Consider the following 18,981-nt stretch of genomic DNA (forward strand, 5'->3'; position numbering starts at 1 on the left):
TCGGAGAACCACCATGGAACGCAACGCCGTCGTCTGCCTCGCCGGAACCCTGGACACCAAAGGCACCGAGTACGCCTACGTGCGTGACTGCCTCCTCGCCTCCGGCGTCGACGTCCTGGTCGTCGACTGCGGCGTGCTCGGCGAACCACACTTCACCCCCGACATCGACGCAGCCACCGTCGCCCTTCGCGCAGGCATCAACCTGAGCGACTTCGACTCCGGAGTCGAGGGCGCCGGTGGTCGCGTCCTGGCGATCACCAAGATGAGCGAGGGTCTTCGCCTCGTCCTCGACGAGCTCGTCGAACAGGACCGGATCCATGCCGTCATCGGACTCGGCGGTACCGGTGGCACTGACCTGCTCAGCGGTGCGTTCAAGGACCTCGGCATGGGTTTCCCCAAGCTGATCGTCAGCACCATGGCCTCCAACAACACCCGTCCGTACGTAGGTCACTCAGACATGCTGATGGCCAACGCCGTCACCGACATCGCCGGTCTCAACGCCATCTCGAAGATGGTTCTCGCCAATGCTGCGCATGCCGCAGCCGGGATGGCGAAGGGGCACAGCTACACCCGCGAGCAGGCCGAGGCGAGCCAGCCGCTCATCGCGATCTCGATGTTCGGGGTCACGACACCCGGCGTGATGAGAGTGCGAAGCCGCCTCGAGGCCGAGGGGTTCGAAGTCGTCACCTTCCACGCCGTCGGGGAGGGAGCCGGGATGGAGCACCTCATCGACAAGGGCGTCATCGACGGACTCATCGACTACACCCTGGCTGAGCTCCTCAACCACTGGAACCACGGGATCTTCGACCCTGGGTGCGAGCGCATGGAGGCGGCGGTTCGCACAGGTATCCCTCAGGTCGTCGTGCCCGGTGCAGTCGAGTGCTTCAACTTCGGTGCCGTCGACACGATCCCGCCGGAGTTCAACACCCCCGAGCGGAACGTCTTGGTCCACAACCCCAACATCACCTCGTTGCTGGCCACCACCGAGGAACTCGTCAAGCTCGGCGAGTACGTCGCGGACCACGTCAACCGCGCACCGGGCCCCAAAGCCGTCGGGTTGCCGCTGGGCGGGCTGGACAACTACTTCAAGGAGGGCAGCCAGTGGCACGGCGTCGACGTGTCGCCCCTCTTCGACTCCATCCGCGCCAATCTGGACGAGGGAGTCGAGCTGCTGGAGATGGACAACAACATCAACGACGAGGTTTTCGCCGACGCCGTCTTCGAGCTCTTCATGAAGCAATGGGCCACCCGGCCGCAGGCGTCCGCCGAGGCGAACACGGGGACGAGCCCGGAGGCCGTTCTCGTCACGGCGGAGTGATCGTGAGCGCCGATCCAGTCACCCTCCTCCTGCTCCGGCATGCGCACGTCGACGGCCACCGCGGCGATGTGCCTCTCACCGACCGAGGCCACGAGCAGGCGCGGCTAGCCGGCAGGTGGCTCGCCCGGCGCGGGGACGACGTCGCTGCCGTGCTCTACGGCGGCACCCGCCGGACCCGCGAGACTGCTGCCGGTCTCATCGAGGGTCTGGGTCAGAAACGCGCGACCGAACCCCTCGACTCCTTCGCTCTGCGCAACCCCGACCTCTACCTCGGCGGTGACCGCGTCACCATGGTCAGCAGTGCTGAAGCCTTCGCCCAGCAGACCTTCGAGATGGGCGCAGCCGAGGTCGCCTCCGCCCCGTTCTTCGGTGAGTGGCTCGAGCACCCCGAACGCGTCGGGTTCTGGGTGTCGCACCCATCGCCACCGGGCGATGACGCTGCGACGGTCGCTCGACGTATGACTGCTTTCGCCCGGAGCCTGCTCGACGTCCCGACCTGGCGCGGCAAGACCGTCGTCGCGGTGACGCACTCACCTGTGCTGCGCTCGGTCGGCCTCGACCTCACCGGCGCCGACCCCGGCGAGCCGGTCCACGTGCACGGGTACGAGTTCACCGTGGCCCCCTGCTCGATCGTCATCGACGACGTCGCTCCCGCGACGTCCGCTCCCACCACCTCATAGGAGGGCTCGTGCCCGACGCCATCATCACGTGCGCCCCCACCGGCGCCATTCACACACCGTCGATGTCTCCCTATCTGCCGGTCACCCCGCACGAGATCGCAGAAGCGGCGCTCAGCGCAGCCGAGGCCGGGGCCGCGATCGTGCACCTGCACGTCCGCGACCCCCACGACGGGCACCCGGTCCAGGACGTCGGGCTGTTCCGCGAATTGCTGGCAGAGATCGGTTCCCGCTCCGATGTCGTCATCAACCTGACCACCGGCGGCAGCCCCCACATGACGGTCGACGAGCGCATCGGGCCTGCGATCGAACTGGCTCCTGAGCTCGCCTCCCTCAACATGGGCACCATGAACATGGGGCTGTTCCCCATGCTCGACCGCTTTCCCGATCTCAAGCACGGGTGGGAACGCACCCACCTCGGCAACAAGGACCTGGTCTTCAAGAACACGTTCGCCGACATCGAACGCATCATGAAGAGCTGCGCCGACCAAGGGACCCGCTTCGAGTTCGAGTGCTATGACACCGCCCACCTGTACAACCTGGCGCACTTCCTCGATCGTGGCCTGGTCCAAGGACCACTCTTCATCCAGACCGTCGTCGGCCTGCTCGGCGGCATCGGCTCCGACGTCGAGGACCTGCTGCACCTCCGCAGGACCGCGCAACGACTCTTCGGGGACCAGTTCGAGTGGTCGACCCTGGGAGCCGGGGCTGCGCAGATCCGGGTGGGAACGATCGCGCTCGCTCTCGGAGCGAATGTGCGAGTCGGGCTCGAGGACTCCCTGTGGGACGGGCCCGGCAAGCTTGCGGAGTCGAGCAAGGCACAGGTGGACCGGATGACAGAGGCCGCGAAGGTGTTGTCGCGCAGCGTGGCCTCCCCGGCCGAGGCCCGACAGCGGCTCCAACTGCGGTCCGCGTTGCGGTGATGGTGCCAGCGCCTAAAGCGACTCTCCGAGCACTGGACAAGCAGGTCGCAGTCCGCACAACAGCTGCGGTCGCGGGCGGGGCGGATGTCGCCGTCGGTGGTGAGCTGCTGTCCTCATCGGTCAAGCGACTGCTGCTCGACCGGATCATGCGCGGGTACTACAAGCCGGGCGCGCGGATCGTCGAGCTCCAAGTGGCCAAAGAATTGGGCACGAGCCAATCTCCAGTGCGAGAGGCTCTTCGCGACCTCGCGGCGATCGGGATCATCACGATCCACTCACGACGGGGTGCACGTGTCCGGCTCCCCACCAGCAAAGAACTGGCTGACATCAGCGTGGTGAGGTCCGAGATCGACGCGCTCGCGGCATCGCTGGCAGCGCCGGTGATGGACCAACCGACGCTTGACACACTGCGTGACGCCTACAGGGAGATGCAAGAGCACTACGGGGCCGGCGACCACGGAGCAATGACGCAAGCCGATGCCCGATTCCACCGCGTCATCGCGAACACCTCCGGTAATCAGGCGATCGAGCACGTCTTCGACCAGCTCGAGCCTTTCGCGCGTACGTTCATCACGCTCACCCTGCCGACCGCCGACGTCGGCTCCATCATCAGTGAGCACGGACGCATCCTCGATGCACTCGAGCAGGGCGACGCCTTGCTCGCGGCCCATCACGCCCGTGACCACCAGCTCAACGTCAGTGCGCTGTTCCGAGACCATTTCGACGCACAAGTCTGATCGTCAGCGGGACCCGTCCTAGGCCGTGGTCGTCGACGAACGGCGCTCAGCGGGGTCTTCGACCTGTCAAAGCCAGCTGGTCAAGTTCGTCGGCGGCCCTACGCGTCTCCCGCTCCCCTTCGTCGGGTCGAGTCGCGAGGCATTGCGCGACACCGTCAGCTGTCACTGCGTCGGAGCCCGCTGTACGGCATGGTCGGGCGGAGCCCGCTGTGCGGCATGGTCGGGTGATTGGACGCCCGACTCCAGCCGTTCAACCAGGAGTCCCGGCGACGGCTTCTTCGTCCTGACGGCACGGCGACCTTCACGCCCCCCAACTCCATAGGTACGGTGGCGCAGATGACTGCCTTCCCCGCTTCCTGGGACTCGTCCTCCCATGAGGGCGGCTCAGACGAGCCCGACGTGAAGCTCGAGCTCTACAAGCTGGCAGTCGAGGAGTATCGCTTCCAGGTCCTGCACAACTGGAGCCGTACGCAGTACCTCCTGGCGTTCAATGTCGCGGTCGCTGGTCTTGGGGTGCTCCTGTCGACCCGCACGAGTAGCGGCGCGATCCCGGTGTTTGCGCTAGGCGCTCTCGCGGCGATCCTCACCGCGCTGGTTACACGAGTCCAGCATGACTACTACCGGGCTGCTCGTGACAGGGTCCGGCGTATCGAAGAGACGATCGAACTCCCTCTCGGGTGGAAGACCGACACCACGGCAACGATGGGGGGCCGCAAGCGCAGAGCTTCGGTCACGCAACTCGTCTACCTCCTGCTCGTCGCTGTGGCGATCGTTGATCTCGCGTCGATCGGCATCGTGTTGTTCTGACCCACAGCCAAGCCCGCAGCGCGGCATGGTCGGGCGGAGCCCGCAGCGCGGCATGGTCGGGTCGGGCGGAGCCCGCTGTGCGGCATGGTTGGGCGGAGCCCGCTGTGCGGCATGGTCGGGCGGAGACTCAAAGGGCGTGGTGGTCGGGCGGACAAGACGCTGCAGATACCCGGTCAGCAACGCCCTGCTCGGGTACTCGGAGGAGTAGGTTCCTCGTGTGGCTAGTTCTTCCGTGGCCGCGTTCATCGCGACAAGGGAGTCTGTCCATGTTGACCAAAGCCCTTCTAGTCCGTCTTGAGGCCTTGCCAGGCAAGGAGGCGGAACTTTCTGAGTTCCTTAAGGGTGCACGCGCGATCGTGATGGACGAGCCGGGCACCGTCGCCTGGTTCGCCATTCAGTTCGGCCCAACGACGTTCGGCGTCTACGACGTGTTCCCCGATGACGAGGCGCGCGATGCTCACCTCGCCGGTGGTGTCGGCCAAGCGCTCGGGCCCAACACCGGTGTGCTGTTCTCCGAGCCCCAGATCGAGAAGATCGACATCCTGGCCGAGAAGACCCCGGGGTAGCCCCGGCCGCGGCGCGAACCCTTCACATGCCAAAGCCCGACCATCGGCAATACCGGGCGCATCAATATCGGTCGGATTCGCCTCGTGGCGGCTCAAATACGGCTCATTAGTGGCGCACCAGTGTTGCGACGCACGTCCTGCCCCGACACGAGGCGGCATCCAACGACACAGCCCAAATGGCCGTCTGACCTGGTACTTTCGGTGCAGAGCAGTCGTCGTCTGCAGGCGCGTCGAGGCGACGACTGGCACCCCATCTGAGCCCTACGGATTAGAAGGTTCTCGGTTGCGGTCAGAGCGCTGGGCAATCCCACGCGAGTCCGCCTGCTCTCCCTGACCGCTGCAAGATGAAGGCGGGACGCCATCCTCGTCCCGTCGACCCCGTGGGCCTCAGCCAGCCCACGGCCTCGCACCACATCAAGCAGCTCGTTGACGCCGGCCTGGGCGCGCGGCGAGCAGCGGGGCCGCTGGGGCCTACGCCTTCCCGTCAACGACGCCTAGCCGCGGGCCCGCCCACCTTGGCTCCGGTGCGCCCAGCTCGAGCGTGGCCGGGGCGGCGCGGTTCGTGTGGAAACGGTCAGGACCCGGGTGACGTGCTGGCTGCTGCCGGCCCAGCTCGTCCTGCGGCAGGTCCCGCAGGTGGCGGTGCGTCTCAGGTGGCAGCTGTCGGGCTGAGCGCTTCACGTTGTCGCCCATGAGCGGCCAGTGCCGGACGACGTTGGCAACGACGGCAGCGCGCGGGTCGAGCGGCAGCAGCTTTCTGGCGGCTGGCCCAAACAGCGCATCGACGCCCGCCATGGCTCGACCCGGTTGCTGGCCCACCACGACTCGACGCTCGCGTCGTAGCCACTCATGATCGGGCTCAGTCCGCATCGCATGGCCTGGCGCACCAAGCGGCTAAGGCGGAAGGGAGAGGCCAGCCCTGCCGGAGGTCCGGTGAAAGTCCGGTGAAACTCCCAGTAGGAACCGGTTCCCCCCGGTTGTCACCAGTAGTCGAAGCCACGCCGTGACCTGCGTTTCCGCAGGTCAGGGGCCTATCGGCCGCTTGCCGGCCAGTGCCACGGTTATGGCTACTCGCGGAGAATAGGTCGTCGGTTCGATTCCGACAGGCGGCTCCACCACCAGCCCCCGACCTGCGGAAAGGCGGTCGGGGGCTTCGTCGTTGGGGCCCAGCAGGCCGACGGAACCAGGAGATCGCGAGCCTGCGTCGCCAGGTTGGCCATCCGTCGGGCGGCGTCATCGTCGCGGGTCCGGTTCCGGCGGCGGTGGCGGGTCTCGTTGGCGACCAGGCGAGCAGCCCGGAGGCCGCAAGAGACCGGGCTGCGCGCGCTGCGACGACGGCTTGCGACACCCTGAGCGATGCGGGGGCCTCGTCGTGACCGGATCCCCTTGGAGGGCCAGCCGATGCCGGTGCGCTAGTGGGCCGCAGGCCGCCCGGGGCTGAGGTCCGAGTCGCGGCTGCGGCTGCGGCTGCGAGGAGCCCCTCCTGATGATCCGGCCAGGTCCGCGCTGGGGAGGGCGACGAGCTCCTCGAGGTGCGAGATCACCGCCGCCGGCGCTACCAGCACTGGTGCGTCCAGCGCGTCCAACATCTCGTCGACCGATTGGGCGACGGTGAACAGGAGCGCGCTGTCGGCGCGTACTGCGGCGTCGACGGGACCGCGGTCCAGGGCGGCGAGGACGCCGTGCGCCAGTGCCCGAGCGTTGTCGGGCTCGACCAGGTCGAGGGCACCGCAGTCGGTCTCGGGGAGTCCGCCGTCGTCGGAGGCCACGACCCTGCAGCCGGCGTGCTGGGCCTCGAGGGAGACGATGCCGAAGGTCTCGTGCCAGTACTGGCTGTTGGAGGGCATCACGACCACGTCGTGCTCGACCATCAACTGCGCCATCGATGCCGGGGTCGTGCGGGCCGCGACCAGGTGCACACCGGGGTGGGCCGCGACGACCTGCTCGATGATCGCGCCCTGGATCTTGTCGGCGCCGGCGCGGGTGACTGTGACGTGGAGAGCGGGCTCGGCCAGCAGCAGCTCGTGGTGCAGCATCGACAGCAATGTGTAGATGCCCTTCTCGGGGGCCAACCGGCCGGCGTACAGCACCCGACGGCCGACGGTCGCGGGTCGCGCGGTCCGGGCGAACACCGGCTCGGCGAAGGGGCGTACCACGTGGATGATCTGCACGTCGACGTCGAGGAACTCGGCCCACAGGCCCGCGGCGTACCTGCTGGTCGCGATGAGCGTTCGGGTGCTGGTGGCGACTCGCAGTGCGCTCTGCTCATCCGTCATACCGGGGGGTGGGACGTGCAGGACCTGGTAGGCCGGGTGCCGGGTGGTCACGGGCGGCGCCTCGCTGACGAAGACGACGGTGTCGTCGAGGTCGCCCACCTCGCCCCAGGTCGCGAGCGTGTGGAACGGCACGTCGAACCCCGCGCGGCCGTCGTCGACGCCGAGACCGACTGTCACGACCCGGGCGGGGACACCGCGCCGCCGGAGCTCTCGCACCTGCCCGACGGTGTAGTTCTCTGACCCGCCCGTGCCGGCCGGCAACGCCTTCCCCGGTGACCAGACGAACGAGATCGGACGGCCCTGGCGTGGGCTTGGCGCGGGCAGTGAGTGCATTGCTTCCACCTGAGGGTCGCTGCCGACACCAGGCCCTCTACCGACGAGTCCGCCGACGTGGGTCTGCCGCTCGCAGTCCACCGCTGACTGTAGTCGACGACGTCGTGACGGCAGTCCGGGCGACGTACCGCACACGCCGCGGCTCGGCTGTACCTGACCCCGACGCGAGGTGCTGCGCCTCGGCGGAGCGCAGGCACGAGGTCGTCTGCCGAATCCGACTCAGGACCCTCGATGACCGGCGCCAACGCCGAGCTCAGCATCCACCTCGGCCCAGTTCTGTGACGTTCGATCCCGTTCGCTGTCGTGATCGACATGGTCGGGCGGGACTCGTGGTGCGTGCGCCCGCCGCTCACGGTCACTGCGCGTGGTCTTGGCCGCTCGGCGACACCCGTGAACGCAGCTGACCGCGAGCCGTCCAACGTGGTCCACCGGTAGGGCCGCAGGCCCCTCGGGTGATTGAACCAGGAGCGCGCGCGGGCAGTGGCCCTTGACGGGGCACTTGTTTTTTACAAGCATCGGTGGCATGAGCCTCTTCATCACCTGCCCCGTCGAGAGCGTCGAACGCTCGACCGCCTTCTACAAAGCTCTCGGCTGGGCCCTCCACCCCGAGATGTCCGACCACAACGTGTCGTGCTTCGCGATCGCCCCCGGGCAGTACGTCATGCTCGGCAGCCGAGAGATGTACGCAAGCGTCGGCGGCGCCGAGGAACTCGTCGGGGGACTCGACACCCCCTCCAAGGTCACCGTTTCCTTCGACCTCGCCAGCCGCGAGGCGGTCGACGAGATCACCGAGCGCGCAGGTAATGCCGGCGGGCGGATCGGTGACACCGACGACTACTCCTTCATGTACCAGCGCCAGTTCGACGATCCCGACGGCTACCACTACTCCCCGTTCTGGATGAAGCCGGACGCCGATCCGACAGCGTGAGCGACCTAGCCGCGGCACTGGAGGTCCTCGGGGCACGCTGGGCGTTGCTCATCGTGGAACAGCTGCTCGACGAGCCGCAGCGCTACAGCGACCTGCAGCGCACCCTCGGGGTGCCGACGAACATGCTCGCTACCCGCTTGCGGGAGCTCGAAGCGGCCGGCGTCTTGTCCCGTCTGCCTCTCAAGCACAACACACGCGCCTATGCGCTGACTGATCGCGGGCTCGCCCTGAGGGACGCGATCGTCGCGCTCAGTTCCTGGGGTGCTCAGGAAGCGCGACCGTGACCGTGACAGAGCCCGCTACGCGGCGACTAGAGACTCGACCTCAGGGCCGGAGGTCTGGCCAGACTGCGGTCCAGGTGGCTGGTTGATGGCTCTCTGTGCGGCTGCCCGTCAGGGTGGCGTGGCTCTTCCATGGACTGCTGCCGGCTGGTCACCGTTGTCGGGGTGTGGCTCGTCCGAGCCAGCCGACGAACGGACCACCACGGCGTACCGGCAGCGTGGGCGTACATGTCACGCCCAGCGGCAGCAGTAGTGGACACGGGCACAAACCTGGCGGACGGGGCGGCGGACGCAGGGACTGCGAGCCCCCCAGCGCCGGGGGCGGCCAGCGCCACCAGGGGTGTCAAGAGGGAGCGACTAAGCCGGTGTGCCGCTGCAGCCGCACGACGCCTCAGAGCGGCGATGTCGGAATTGGGGGCACGTCGCGCGTGGTGGCGCCGCTGGGCGCGCTGAATGGATCGACATGGCGTTCCTCACCCGAGAGGGCCAAGCGTGAGCGCACCCCAAGGACGTCGTCCTAGCCGTGGTCAACGAACACCAAAGAGCCCCCGCGACGTCTCCCTCCATGGCCCCATCGCACCCTGTCCGACAGCGGTCGAGGGACCGACAGGCGGCCAGTGACGTGAGATCGGCAGCAGGTGGGGCAAGGGTGTTCCGGGCACAACCGAGGCGGGCTGCGGCAGCCAGCACGAGGTGCGACATCGCTCGGCCGCGTGGGAGGAGCAGGTGCGCTGTCGGCACCCGGCCCACGGCGAGACGCGCATCCCTGGACGCCCGCCCTGCCGGCCGCGCGCGAGGCGGTCATCAGTGACGGAGTGCCGTGCGCCCACTAGGGATTCCCGACCTCGGCGGAGGTCCGGTGAAAGTCCGGTGAAACTCCCAGTAGGAGCCGGTGATGCCCAGTCGTCGTCGGTACCTAGGAGCGACCACGATCATGAGTTTGTGCAGGTCAGACGCCTCGCGGCCCTGTTGGGGCTGAGGTGTCCGTCACCCCCACCCGCGGAGAACAGGTCGTCGGTTCGATTCCGACAGGCGGCTCCACCACAAGCCCCTGACCTGCGAAAAATGCGGTTGGGGGCTTTGCTGTTGGAGGCCCAGGTGGGCCGAAGTCCGGTGAAGGTCCGGTGAAGGTCCGGTGAAGGTCCGGTGAAACTACCAGCCGTGACCGGTCATGGCCGGTCGTTTCCGGTCGTGTCCGGGGCCTTGGCGAGCTACCGGGCGGGGCCGCCGAGGTCGAGGACGAGGGTGGTCAGCGGGTCGTCCATGAAGGTCTCGAACTCGGCCAGCGAGGCGAACTGAGGCGTGCCGTCGAACCGTCGGATGAGGTCCGACAGGTCGGGGAGCACGCTGTCCGGGTCGCCGGCCCAGAACTGCTCGCTGACGCGGTCGAGCGCGGGGACGACATGGCGGGTGAAGCCGGTGTCGTACTCGGCGGCGAGGCGGTCGAGCCGTTCGCGCTCGGCCTCGCACCGAGCGACCGCGAGGTCGGTCTGGGTCAGGTGTTCATGCGCTGCGCAGGCGGCTTCGGAGCTCGGACCCAGCGCGAGCAGGACCGGCTGCAGCCGGGTCAGCGGAGGATTTACTTGATACTGACGTCAACTTCGGAATAGTGTGCGCGGAGTCACATCCCACCCGCTCGGGCAGAGGACCAGAAGGAACTGTCGATGAACCGCAACAGACTCACCTCCCGGATGGCAGCAGGCCTCGACGGGTTCAAGCAGACAGCTCTCCTGGCAGCAGCCGGAGCGCTCGTCCTGGCCGGCTGCGGCGCGCCGGGCGGCGGGGAGGCAGAGGGGGGCGGCGAAGTCAGCATCCTCTTCGTCGCTGGGAAGTCCGGCCCGACGGCGACGATCGTCGGGGACGTCACGCAGGGCCTTGAAGCGGCGATCGCGAAGGTCAACGACGCTGGCGGCGTCAATGGCGAGACCGTCACCCTCGAGGTGCTGGACACAGGCGGAGACCCGACGCGTGCGGTCAGTGAGCTCCAGCGCCGACTCTCGCAAGGCGACAAACCCGATCTGGTGATCCCAGGCGTCTCCAGCGTCGAGTCGCTCGCCCTGACGCCGCTCCTGACCCGCGAGAAGATCGTCTCGATCAACAACGCGGCCTCGCCGGAGCTGAACAAGCCCGACGAGTACCCCTACCACTTCGGCTACACCCCAGTCCCGCTCGACCAGCAGGCCGGGCTCGCTGACGGGCTCGCCGGGCTCGAGGCCGAGTCCGTCGTCGCGCTCCTGGGAAATGACCCCTACGGGAAGTCCATGGGAGAGGCGATCACCGAACGTCTGGAGGGCACCGGAGTCGATCTGCGCATCGAAGAGTTCAAGCTCGACGAGATCGACCTTTCCATCGCCTACGAACGGGCCATCTCGAGCAACCCGGACGCGGTCTTCTTCGAGGCGATCGGCGACCCGGTCAAGCGTCTGGTGGAGGCACGCTCGGTCGTCGGTGCGACGGACATCCCCACGATCGGCGGGTTCGGCATCAACAGCACCGACGGGGGCCCGTCCGAGTGGGCGACGGACGAGCAGAACGAGAACCTCTACACCGAGGTGTTCGCCAGCCAGGTCTACGTGGCACCTGAGGAGCGGAGCGAAGCGCTGACGGGGTTCTTCGAGCAGATGGAGAAGCTCGACGGCGTCCGGGAGTCAGTCCAGTCGCCGTTCATCTTCTACGACATCGTCAACCTCTATGCGGCCGCAGCCAGCGAAGCCGGCTCCACGGACGCCGGCAAGGTCAAGGAGCAGCTCGAGGGCGACCTCGACGTGGACCTCGTCTTCTGGCAGCAGCACTCCTGGAGCCCCGACGACCACTTCCCGAGCCCCGAGTCGCAGGAGTTCTCGCTCGTCCCCAAGGGCGAGCTCGTCGACGGCATGTTCAAGCCCGTCGGCTGAGAACGGCCATGTCGATGACGCTCGTCCTTGCCGGACTCGCGATCGGCGCGATCTACGCGATCATCGCCTACGGCTACAACCTGACCGTCACCACGGCGGGAGTCCTGAACTTCGCCAACGCGCACATGACCATGATCGGGACCTTCGTCGCTGCCTGGGCCTTGACCAGCCTGGGGCTGGCTGTCCCGCTGGTGATCGTCGTGTGCGTCCTCGTCGGGGCTGTGCTCGGTCTGGTCGTGGAGCTCACTGCCGTCGCCCCGCTGAAGTCGTTCCGGCTTCGACGAGGCGGCGGGGTGGGCCACGGCGAGCTCGTGACGACGGTCGGCGCCTCAACGATCGTGACCGGGCTCGCCTACATCATCTGGGGGTCCGACCCGATCCAGGTCCCGTTGTTCGATGACGACCGCCGGGTCTCGTTCCTCGGCGGCGAGGTCCGCAAGTCCGACCTCTTGGTCATCGGCACCGCGCTCATGCTCGGGCTCGTGCTCCACGTGTGGACCCAGCGCAGCCGGCTGGGATTGGCGAGCCTGGCCCAGAGCGAGGACCGCGACGCGGCCATGTTGCAGGGCGTCAACGTCCGCCTCCTGTCCTCGGCGGGCTTCGTCATCGCCGGAGCGCTCGGGTCGGGGGTGGGCGTGATCGTCGGCGCCAAGACCCTGGCCGTGGTCAGCCTCGCCCTCGTGCTGGCGATCAAGGGCTTCGTCGCCCTCACCCTTGGAGGGGTCGGCAGCCACGTGGGTGCCCTGGTCGGCGGCCTGGCGCTCGGTGTGGGCGAGGTGATGACCGCCCGCTGGCTCGGCTCGGACTACCGCAGCCTGATGGTCTTCGTTGTCTTCATGCTCGTCCTGCTGGTGCGACCACAGGGATTGTTCGGAACCAAGGAAGGACGCACCGTATGAACCCCCAGCTCATGACGCGGCTCCGCCCAATCGGCTACGCCGGGGTCGTCGCCCTCGTGGCGGCGCTCCCCTGGCTGGGGCTGGACCTGTTCTGGATGCGCCAGCTGATGCTGGTGGCCATGCTCGGCCTTGTGGTCTCGGGCCTGAACCTCACGTTCGGCTACGCCGGCGAGCTGGCCCTGGGGCAAGCAGCGGTGTACGCCGCCGGCGCCTACGCGGCCGGCTACGTGGCGAAGAACCTCGTGAACGACGTCGTCCTGGTGATGCTCGTCGCGGCATGCGTTGCGGTGCTTGTCGGTGTCGTCGCGGGAGCCCCGGGCATCAGGCTCGGCGGGTGGATGCTCGCGATCGGATCGTTCTTCCTGGTGCTGCTCGTCCCGGACTTCGTCAACCTGATCGGCGAGCCCCTCGGCGGTTACGAGGGCCTGTCCCTCATCCCGCTGCCGCAGCTGCTCGGCGTCGAGCTTGACCAGTACTACTTCTACGTCGTCGTCGTGGTGGTGACCGGTGCCTGGTTCGCCCTGTTCCGGAACCTCGTCATGTCGCCCCGGGGGGCCGAGTTCCGCGTGCTCAGCGCCGGTGAGACGCTCTCCTCCTCGCTCGGCGTCTCGACCTACCGGCTCAAGCTCAAGGCCTACGCCATCGGCGCCGTGCCCGCCGGCCTGGCGGGCGCGATGTTCGCCTACCTCGACGGCTACGTGTCCTCCACCTCGTTCGGTCTGCACACGGCTCTCCTGGTCCTGGCCGCGAGCGTCCTGGGAGGCATGCACACGATCTACGGCGCACTGCTCGGCGCTGCGCTGCTGACCCTGGGCCCGATGAGCTCCAGTGCCTTCGAGGACTACTCCACCGTCGCCTTCGGAGCGTTCCTGCTGATAGGCGGCGTGTTCCTCCCCCGGGGCATCACGCCCCTGCTGCGCAACCTCCTTGCCCGCCTGCAGCCGGGGCGCCCAGTCTCCACCAGCACACAGCATGGGTCGGGCCGCTTCGCGCCTGTCGCGGGCGGGCGCCTGGACGTCAGCGCGGTCGTCAAGGCCTTCGGAGGCAACCGAGCCGTCGACGGCGTCTCGCTCGTCGCCGAGCCGGGTCGGATCACCGCGCTCATTGGACCCAACGGGTCGGGCAAGACCACGTTGCTGAACGTGGTGTCCGGCTACTACCTCGCCGACGAGGGCGAGCTGCGCATCAACGGCGACGAGGTCGGACAGCTCTCGGCCTCGCGTCGAGCCCGGCGCCACATCGGGCGCACGTTCCAGACCCCCACCATCCCGCCTGACCTGAGTGTGTTCGACACGATCCGAACCGGCGCGCTCAAGAAGGAGGTCGGACTGCTCGCGACCGTGCTCAGGCTCCCGTCCTACCACCGACGCCAGCGTGACGCAGCGGTTGAGACCGAGGCGATCATGGCTGCCCTCGGCATCTCCGACCGCGCGGACGACGAAGCCGCGGCCCTGCCCCTCGGCACGCGACGCCTGGTCGAGCTCGGGAGGGCCCTCGCCTCCGAGCCCGCCGTCCTGCTGCTCGACGAGGTCGCCTCCGGACTGGACGAGGACGAGGTCACCGAGCTCGCCGGTGTCATCGGGCGGTTGCGCACGGCCGGGGCGACGATCGTGCTCGTCGAGCACAACTTCGACCTCATCACCTCGGTCTCGGACACCGTCTACGTGTTGGCCGAGGGCGCCGTGCTTGCCTCAGGGGGCCCGCTCGACATCGCTCAGGACGACAAGGTCCGTCAGACCTACCTCGGGTCCGGACCGGTCGACCGCAAGCGCGCCGACCTCGTCGACGCCTACCTCGGAACGGAGTGACCCAGATGATGCTCGAGGCCAGAGGACTCGTCTGCGGCTACGGGGACATCACCGTGGTCCGCGATGTCTCCCTCTCCGTCCAGCCGGGGCAGGTGCTCGCCCTGCTGGGGCGCAACGGTGCCGGCAAGACGACGACCCTGAAGGCGATCTCTGGGCTGCTGCGCACCGACGCGGGCGAGGTCGTCATCGACGCCGAACCGATCGGCTCGCTCCCGCCGTACAAGCGCGTGACCCGGGGACTCGCCTTCGTCCAGGAGGGCAAGCGGGTCTTCCGTCAACGCACGGTCGAGGAGAACCTCGTCCTCGGCGCCTACACCGAGCGGCTCAAGTCGAGGGCGCTGGGCGAACGTCTGCAGGAGGCCTACGGGCGCTTCCCGGTGCTCCGGGACAAGCGTCACGACGCAGCGGGTTCGCTGAGCGGTGGGCAGCAGCAGATGTTGAGCATCGCCCAGGCGTTGATGCGTCGTCCGGGTGTGCTGCTGCTCGACGAGCCGTCCGCCGGTCTCGCCCCGGCCATCGTGGGAGAGGTCTACGACACCATCGCCCAGCTGCGCGACGAGGGAATGGCCGTGCTGCTTGTCGAGCAAGCCGTCGGATGGGCGGCGTCCGTGGCCGATCGGATCGCGGTGATGTCACTCGGCCACAAGCTGTACGAAGGGCCGGCCACTGGAGCCGGCGCGGAGGCCGCCATCCGCGAGATCGAGCTGGGAGGCGACCAGGCTGGACCAGGAGGGACGGCTCCCACTGTCTCGGGACGTCTGTGAGCCTCGGACGGCCGGGAGGGTCGGCGGGCCGGTCCAGCAGGACGAGGCTGAGGGCCTGGGCTGCGCCGGCCTGCGCGGGCGGCCCTCCGGGTTCACGCAGAGGCGCCCCGGGGGATGCGGATGGCGTTGCACCACAGGACCGTCAGCTGCGTGACGGCGTCCTCGAAGTCATGAGGTTCGCGGCCCGCGAACCAGATGTAGGCGAAGCGGCTGACCATCGCCCCCAGGGCGACCGCGGCGAACGTGGGGTCGAGGTCAGGGTCGGCGACCCCGGCCTGCTGGTAGCGGCGGATCGCCTTGGCCGAACGCTCGGCGAACCGTTGACGCGAGTCGGTCAGCATCTCTCGCGAGGCGTCGTTCATCGTCGCCGCCTGTTCCCAGATGACCATCAGCTGTGCGTTCTCCCGGTAGGCGGTGAGGTAACGACGGTTGGCTCGCGCGATGGTCTGCCACGGCTCCTCGCCCTCCTCGGCCTCCGGGATCACGGTGTGCGCGGACCCGGCGAGCATCTCCTCGCGCACGGAGTCGATGAGCTCCACGAACATGACGTCCTTGGACTCGAAGTAGGTGTAGAAGGTGCCGTGGGCGACGCCGGCGAGGTCGGCGATGTCGGTGATCCGGGCGGCGGCGAAGCCGTCGCGCTCGAACACCCGCCGGCCGGCGTCCAGCAGGAGCTTGCGGGTCCGAAGGCCGCGAGCGGTCAGCTGCTTGCCGGGATCAGTGCTGGTGGTCATGGCTCCCCTTGAGGCTCGATCGGCCCGGGACGAAGCCTAAGCCGCAGACGTTGCCGCGCCGGGTGACAAGACCATCGTCGTCACATATGATTATGACGTCAACTTCAACTAGGAGGTCGCATGACGTCCCGCCCGATCGCGGATGGTGTCTTCACCGACGCTCCCGTCCCCCGGCTGTTGGCCGGCCGGTGCGAGGCCTGCGAGGTCGTGACCTTCCCGCGGCAGGGTGGGTGCCCTCGGTGCACACGTCGATCCGTCGTCGACCACTGGTTGCCGCCGGCGGGGGTGCTGTGGAGCTGGACGATCCAGCGCTTCGCGCCCAAGGCGCCCTACCGCGGTCCCGCCGAGTTCGTCCCCTACGGCGTCGGCTACGTCGAGCTCCCCGGGGAGTGCATCGTCGAGGGGCGGCTGACCACCGCGGACCCGGACGAGCTGTGGATCGGACGCCCGATGGAGCTGACCCTGGTCGTGAACCACGTCGACGGCGACGGGGCGGACGTCATGACCTACGCCTTCGCCCCTAGTGGGACGAGGTGACCTCATGAGCGTCTCGATCGTCGGCATCGGCATGCACCCGTTCGGGCGCCACGGTCTCACCGGCAAGGAGCAGGGGGTGGTCGCGGTCAGCCGCGCGCTCCACGACGCCGGAGTCACCTGGGACCAGGTGCAGTTCGCGTTCGGCGGGAGCGACGCTGCCGGGAACCCCGACACCATGGTCTCCGACCTGGGGCTCACCGGCCTGTCGTTCGTCAACGTCAGGAACGGGTGTGCCACCGGGGGATCGGCCATCACGCTGGGTGTGCAAGCGATCCTGGCGGGCGCGGGAGACATCGGCGTGGTCGTCGGCTACGACAAGCACCCCCCGGGCGCCTTCAACGCCCGACCGTCCGAGTACTCGCTGGGCGACTGGTACGGCGAGTCGGGTCTGATGCTCACCACCCAGTTCTTCGCCATGAAGATCCAGCGGTACGCCGACCATCACGGCATCAGCGCCTCGACGCTGGCGAAGGTGGCCGAGAAGGCCTTCGCCAACGGGGCGCTCAACAACAACGCGTGGCGACGCTCGCCCCTGACCGAGCAGGAGATCCTGGCCTCGCCGATGGTGAGCGACCCCTTGACGAAGTACATGTGGTGCTCCCCGGGCGAGGGCGCGGTGGCCCTCGTCATCTGTCGCGACGAGGTCGCCCGACGCCTGACCACCAAGCCGATCCGCATCGGGGCCGTCCGGCTCCGGTCCCGCAGGTTCGGTTCCTTCGAGGTCTTCTCCCCTGGCCTGTCCGCTGAGCGAGGGGTGAGCCCCAGCGTGGACGCGGCTCGGGCGACCTTCGAGGCAGCCGGCGTGGGACCGGAGGACATGGACCTCGCGCAGCTCCAAGATACCGAGGCCGGGGCTGAGGTCATGCACCTGGCGGAGACAGGGTTCTGCTCCGACGGCGACCAGGAGCGACTGGTGCAGGACGGAGAGACCCGCATCGGCGGTCGCCTGCCGGTCAACACCGACGGCGGGTGCATCGCCAACGGCGAGCCCATCGGCGCCTCGGGCCTGCGCCAGGTCTACGAGAACGTCCTGCAGCTGCGCGGCGATGCCGGACCACGGCAGGTGCCCGGCCATCCGCGCGCCGCCTTCACCCACGTCTACGGAGCGCCAGGCATCTCAGCCTGCACGGTCCTCACCCGCTGAACCACGAGGAGAACGACATGAGCTGGAGTTTCGAGACGGACCCCGAGTTCCAGAAGGAGCTCGACTGGGTCGCCGAGTTCGTGGCCGAAGAGGTGGAGCCGCTCGACCACGTCGTCTGGCACGCCTGGGACGTGGACCACCCGGTGCGCAAGGCGCTCATCCCCCCGCTGCAGCAGGTGGTCAAGGACCGTGGCCTCTGGGCTGCACACCTGGGTCCCGAGGTCGGAGGCAAGGGCTACGGCCAGGTGAAGCTCGCGCTGCTCAACGAGATCCTGGGACGCAGCCACTGCGGTCCCATCGTGTTCGGGTGCCAAGCACCCGACTCCGGCAACGGTGAGATCCTCGCCCGCTTCGGCAACGAGGAACTGAAGAAGCGCTACCTGGACCCTCTGACCGACGGGGACATCGTCTCGGCGTTCTCGATGACCGAGCCCCAAGGCGGCTCGGACCCGTTGCAGTTCGTCACGCAGGCCGCGCTGGACGGCGACGAGTGGGTCGTCAACGGCGAGAAGTGGTTCAGCTCCCACGCACGGTTTGCCTCGTTCCTGATTGTCCTCGCCGTCACCGACCCGAGCGCCCCACCCCACCAGCGGATGTCGATGTTCGTCGTCCCGGCCGACACCCCCGGCGTGGAGATCGTCCGGCACGTCGGTCTGTACGGGCACCCGGACAACGAAGGCACCCACGCCTACGTCCGCTACACCGACGTGCGGATCCCCGCCGACCACCTGCTCGGCGACCGTGGGGCGGGTTTCGCGGTGGCGCAGAGTCGACTGGGAGGGGGACGCATCCACCACGCGATGCGCACGATCAGCCTGGTGCGGCAGGCGCTCGACCTGATGGCCGAGCGCGCGGTGTCCCGCCGCACCAAGGGCGAGGACCTGTCGCGCAAGCAGCTCGTGCAGGAGATGGTGGCCGATTCGTGGATCGAGCTCGAGCAGTTCCGGCTCCTGGTGCTCCAGACGGCCTGGAAGATCGATCGGTACGACGACTACGCGATGGTGCGACGCGACATCTCCGCCGTGAAGGCGGCCATGCCCAAGGTCCTGCACGACGTGGCTTCCAGAGCCCTGCAGGTCCACGGCTCCCTCGGTGTCTCGAACGAGATGCCGTTCAGCTCGATGGTGCTGGAGTCCTTCCACATGGGCCTGGCCGACGGGCCGACCCAGATCCACAAGGTGGCTGTCGCGAGGAGTGTGCTGTCGGAGTACGAGCCCCAGGAGGGAGTGTTCCCCTCCCAGCACCTGCCCACCCGGCGAGCCGCAGCGATGCGCCGGTACTCCGACGTGATCGACGCCGCGGGCGGGTGGCTCGGCCCGAGCGACGAGATGACCGAGACCGCCCCTAGGGCCTGA

General features: G+C 68.2%; 19 protein-coding genes and 1 tRNA gene. 17 read left to right on the forward strand and 3 right to left on the reverse strand.

Annotated features, from left to right (window positions below):
• The first annotated feature begins 13 nt into the window (after nucleotides 1–13).
• The 8 genes from FJQ57_RS11515 to FJQ57_RS22490 all read left to right on the forward strand — a co-directional run bounded on the left by FJQ57_RS11515 (nucleotide 14) and on the right by FJQ57_RS22490 (nucleotide 6,143).
• The gene (locus FJQ57_RS11515; protein ID WP_139980287.1) at nucleotides 14–1,318 is read left to right on the forward strand and encodes a Tm-1-like ATP-binding domain-containing protein; all 1,305 of its coding nucleotides are present in this window, start codon (nucleotides 14–16) and stop codon (nucleotides 1,316–1,318) included.
• On the forward strand, nucleotides 1,315–1,998 hold the full coding sequence (locus tag FJQ57_RS11520) for a histidine phosphatase family protein (RefSeq protein WP_170219392.1): 684 nt from the start codon (nucleotides 1,315–1,317) through the stop codon (nucleotides 1,996–1,998). The genes FJQ57_RS11515 and FJQ57_RS11520 overlap by 4 nt, the downstream gene beginning before the upstream one ends.
• 8 nt (nucleotides 1,999–2,006) lie before the next feature.
• Nucleotides 2,007–2,918 (forward strand): 3,5-dioxohexanoate:acetyl-CoA acetone transferase, encoded by a 912-nt coding sequence (kce, locus tag FJQ57_RS11525; RefSeq protein WP_139980291.1) that lies wholly within the window; start codon nucleotides 2,007–2,009, stop codon nucleotides 2,916–2,918.
• A complete protein-coding gene (locus FJQ57_RS11530; RefSeq protein ID WP_139980293.1) occupies nucleotides 2,918–3,655 on the forward strand; it encodes a GntR family transcriptional regulator in 738 nt (245 codons plus the stop codon). Before kce ends, FJQ57_RS11530 begins: the two co-directional genes overlap by 1 nt.
• Before the next feature lie 399 nt (nucleotides 3,656–4,054).
• Nucleotides 4,055–4,462: a RipA family octameric membrane protein gene (locus FJQ57_RS11535; protein WP_139980295.1), complete on the forward strand. Its 408-nt coding sequence runs from the start codon at nucleotides 4,055–4,057 to the stop codon at nucleotides 4,460–4,462.
• Between the two features lie 266 nt (nucleotides 4,463–4,728).
• Complete coding sequence (locus tag FJQ57_RS11540) at nucleotides 4,729–5,028, forward strand: putative quinol monooxygenase (protein WP_139980297.1); 300 nt, start codon at nucleotides 4,729–4,731, stop codon at nucleotides 5,026–5,028.
• 702 nt (nucleotides 5,029–5,730) lie between these two features.
• On the forward strand, nucleotides 5,731–5,871 hold the full coding sequence (locus FJQ57_RS22485; protein WP_170219393.1) for a hypothetical protein: 141 nt from the start codon (nucleotides 5,731–5,733) through the stop codon (nucleotides 5,869–5,871).
• A 194-nt stretch (nucleotides 5,872–6,065) separates the two neighbouring features.
• Nucleotides 6,066–6,143, forward strand: a tRNA-Pro gene (locus FJQ57_RS22490).
• A 297-nt stretch (nucleotides 6,144–6,440) separates the two neighbouring features.
• On the opposite strand, the gene FJQ57_RS11550 is transcribed toward FJQ57_RS22490, so the two are convergent.
• Nucleotides 6,441–7,520 carry a glycosyltransferase family 4 protein gene (locus FJQ57_RS11550; RefSeq protein ID WP_170219394.1) on the reverse strand — a complete coding sequence of 360 codons (1,080 nt, stop codon included), beginning with the start codon at nucleotides 7,518–7,520 and terminating at the stop codon, nucleotides 6,441–6,443.
• A 640-nt stretch (nucleotides 7,521–8,160) separates the two neighbouring features.
• On the opposite strand from FJQ57_RS11550, the gene FJQ57_RS11555 reads away from it, so the two are divergent.
• A complete protein-coding gene (locus tag FJQ57_RS11555; RefSeq protein ID WP_139980300.1) occupies nucleotides 8,161–8,565 on the forward strand; it encodes a VOC family protein in 405 nt (134 codons plus the stop codon).
• A complete protein-coding gene (locus tag FJQ57_RS11560) occupies nucleotides 8,562–8,849 on the forward strand; it encodes a winged helix-turn-helix transcriptional regulator (protein ID WP_139980302.1) in 288 nt (95 codons plus the stop codon). The genes FJQ57_RS11555 and FJQ57_RS11560 overlap by 4 nt, the downstream gene beginning before the upstream one ends.
• A gap of 1,208 nt (nucleotides 8,850–10,057) precedes the next feature.
• Here FJQ57_RS11560 and FJQ57_RS23595 read toward each other — a convergent pair.
• Nucleotides 10,058–10,192, reverse strand: a complete 135-nt coding sequence (locus tag FJQ57_RS23595) for a hypothetical protein (protein ID WP_281284258.1) — start codon at nucleotides 10,190–10,192, stop codon at nucleotides 10,058–10,060.
• A gap of 318 nt (nucleotides 10,193–10,510) precedes the next feature.
• Here FJQ57_RS23595 and FJQ57_RS11565 point away from each other — a divergent pair, with 318 nt between their 5' ends.
• The 4 genes from FJQ57_RS11565 to FJQ57_RS11580 are packed head-to-tail and all read left to right on the forward strand — an operon-like array spanning nucleotide 10,511 to nucleotide 15,211.
• Entirely contained in the window at nucleotides 10,511–11,740 is a 1,230-nt protein-coding gene (locus FJQ57_RS11565; RefSeq protein ID WP_139980304.1) for an ABC transporter substrate-binding protein, read from the forward strand.
• 8 nt (nucleotides 11,741–11,748) lie between these two features.
• Nucleotides 11,749–12,639, forward strand: a complete 891-nt coding sequence (locus FJQ57_RS11570) for a branched-chain amino acid ABC transporter permease (protein ID WP_139980306.1) — start codon at nucleotides 11,749–11,751, stop codon at nucleotides 12,637–12,639.
• Nucleotides 12,636–14,447 (forward strand): branched-chain amino acid ABC transporter ATP-binding protein/permease, encoded by a 1,812-nt coding sequence (locus FJQ57_RS11575; RefSeq protein WP_139980308.1) that lies wholly within the window; start codon nucleotides 12,636–12,638, stop codon nucleotides 14,445–14,447. The genes FJQ57_RS11570 and FJQ57_RS11575 overlap by 4 nt, the downstream gene beginning before the upstream one ends.
• 5 nt (nucleotides 14,448–14,452) lie before the next feature.
• The gene (locus FJQ57_RS11580) at nucleotides 14,453–15,211 is read left to right on the forward strand and encodes an ABC transporter ATP-binding protein (RefSeq protein ID WP_139980641.1); all 759 of its coding nucleotides are present in this window, start codon (nucleotides 14,453–14,455) and stop codon (nucleotides 15,209–15,211) included.
• 92 nt (nucleotides 15,212–15,303) lie between these two features.
• Here FJQ57_RS11580 and FJQ57_RS11585 read toward each other — a convergent pair whose 3' ends face one another.
• Nucleotides 15,304–15,945 (reverse strand): TetR/AcrR family transcriptional regulator, encoded by a 642-nt coding sequence (locus tag FJQ57_RS11585; RefSeq protein WP_139980310.1) that lies wholly within the window; start codon nucleotides 15,943–15,945, stop codon nucleotides 15,304–15,306.
• Nucleotides 15,946–16,065: 120 nt separating this feature from the next.
• On the opposite strand from FJQ57_RS11585, the gene FJQ57_RS11590 reads away from it, so the two are divergent.
• Genes FJQ57_RS11590 through FJQ57_RS11600 form a run of 3 tightly spaced genes read left to right on the forward strand, consistent with a single transcriptional unit; the run spans nucleotide 16,066 to nucleotide 18,981 of the window.
• Nucleotides 16,066–16,482, forward strand: coding sequence for a Zn-ribbon domain-containing OB-fold protein (locus FJQ57_RS11590; protein ID WP_139980312.1), 417 nt, complete (start codon nucleotides 16,066–16,068; stop codon nucleotides 16,480–16,482).
• A 4-nt stretch (nucleotides 16,483–16,486) separates the two neighbouring features.
• Nucleotides 16,487–17,626 carry a thiolase family protein gene (locus FJQ57_RS11595; protein ID WP_139980314.1) on the forward strand — a complete coding sequence of 380 codons (1,140 nt, stop codon included), beginning with the start codon at nucleotides 16,487–16,489 and terminating at the stop codon, nucleotides 17,624–17,626.
• 17 nt (nucleotides 17,627–17,643) lie between these two features.
• Nucleotides 17,644–18,981, forward strand: coding sequence for an acyl-CoA dehydrogenase family protein (locus tag FJQ57_RS11600; RefSeq protein WP_139980316.1), 1,338 nt, complete (start codon nucleotides 17,644–17,646; stop codon nucleotides 18,979–18,981).

Source organism: Nocardioides litoris (assembly GCF_006346315.1).
Lineage (GTDB): Bacteria > Actinomycetota > Actinomycetes > Propionibacteriales > Nocardioidaceae > Nocardioides > Nocardioides litoris.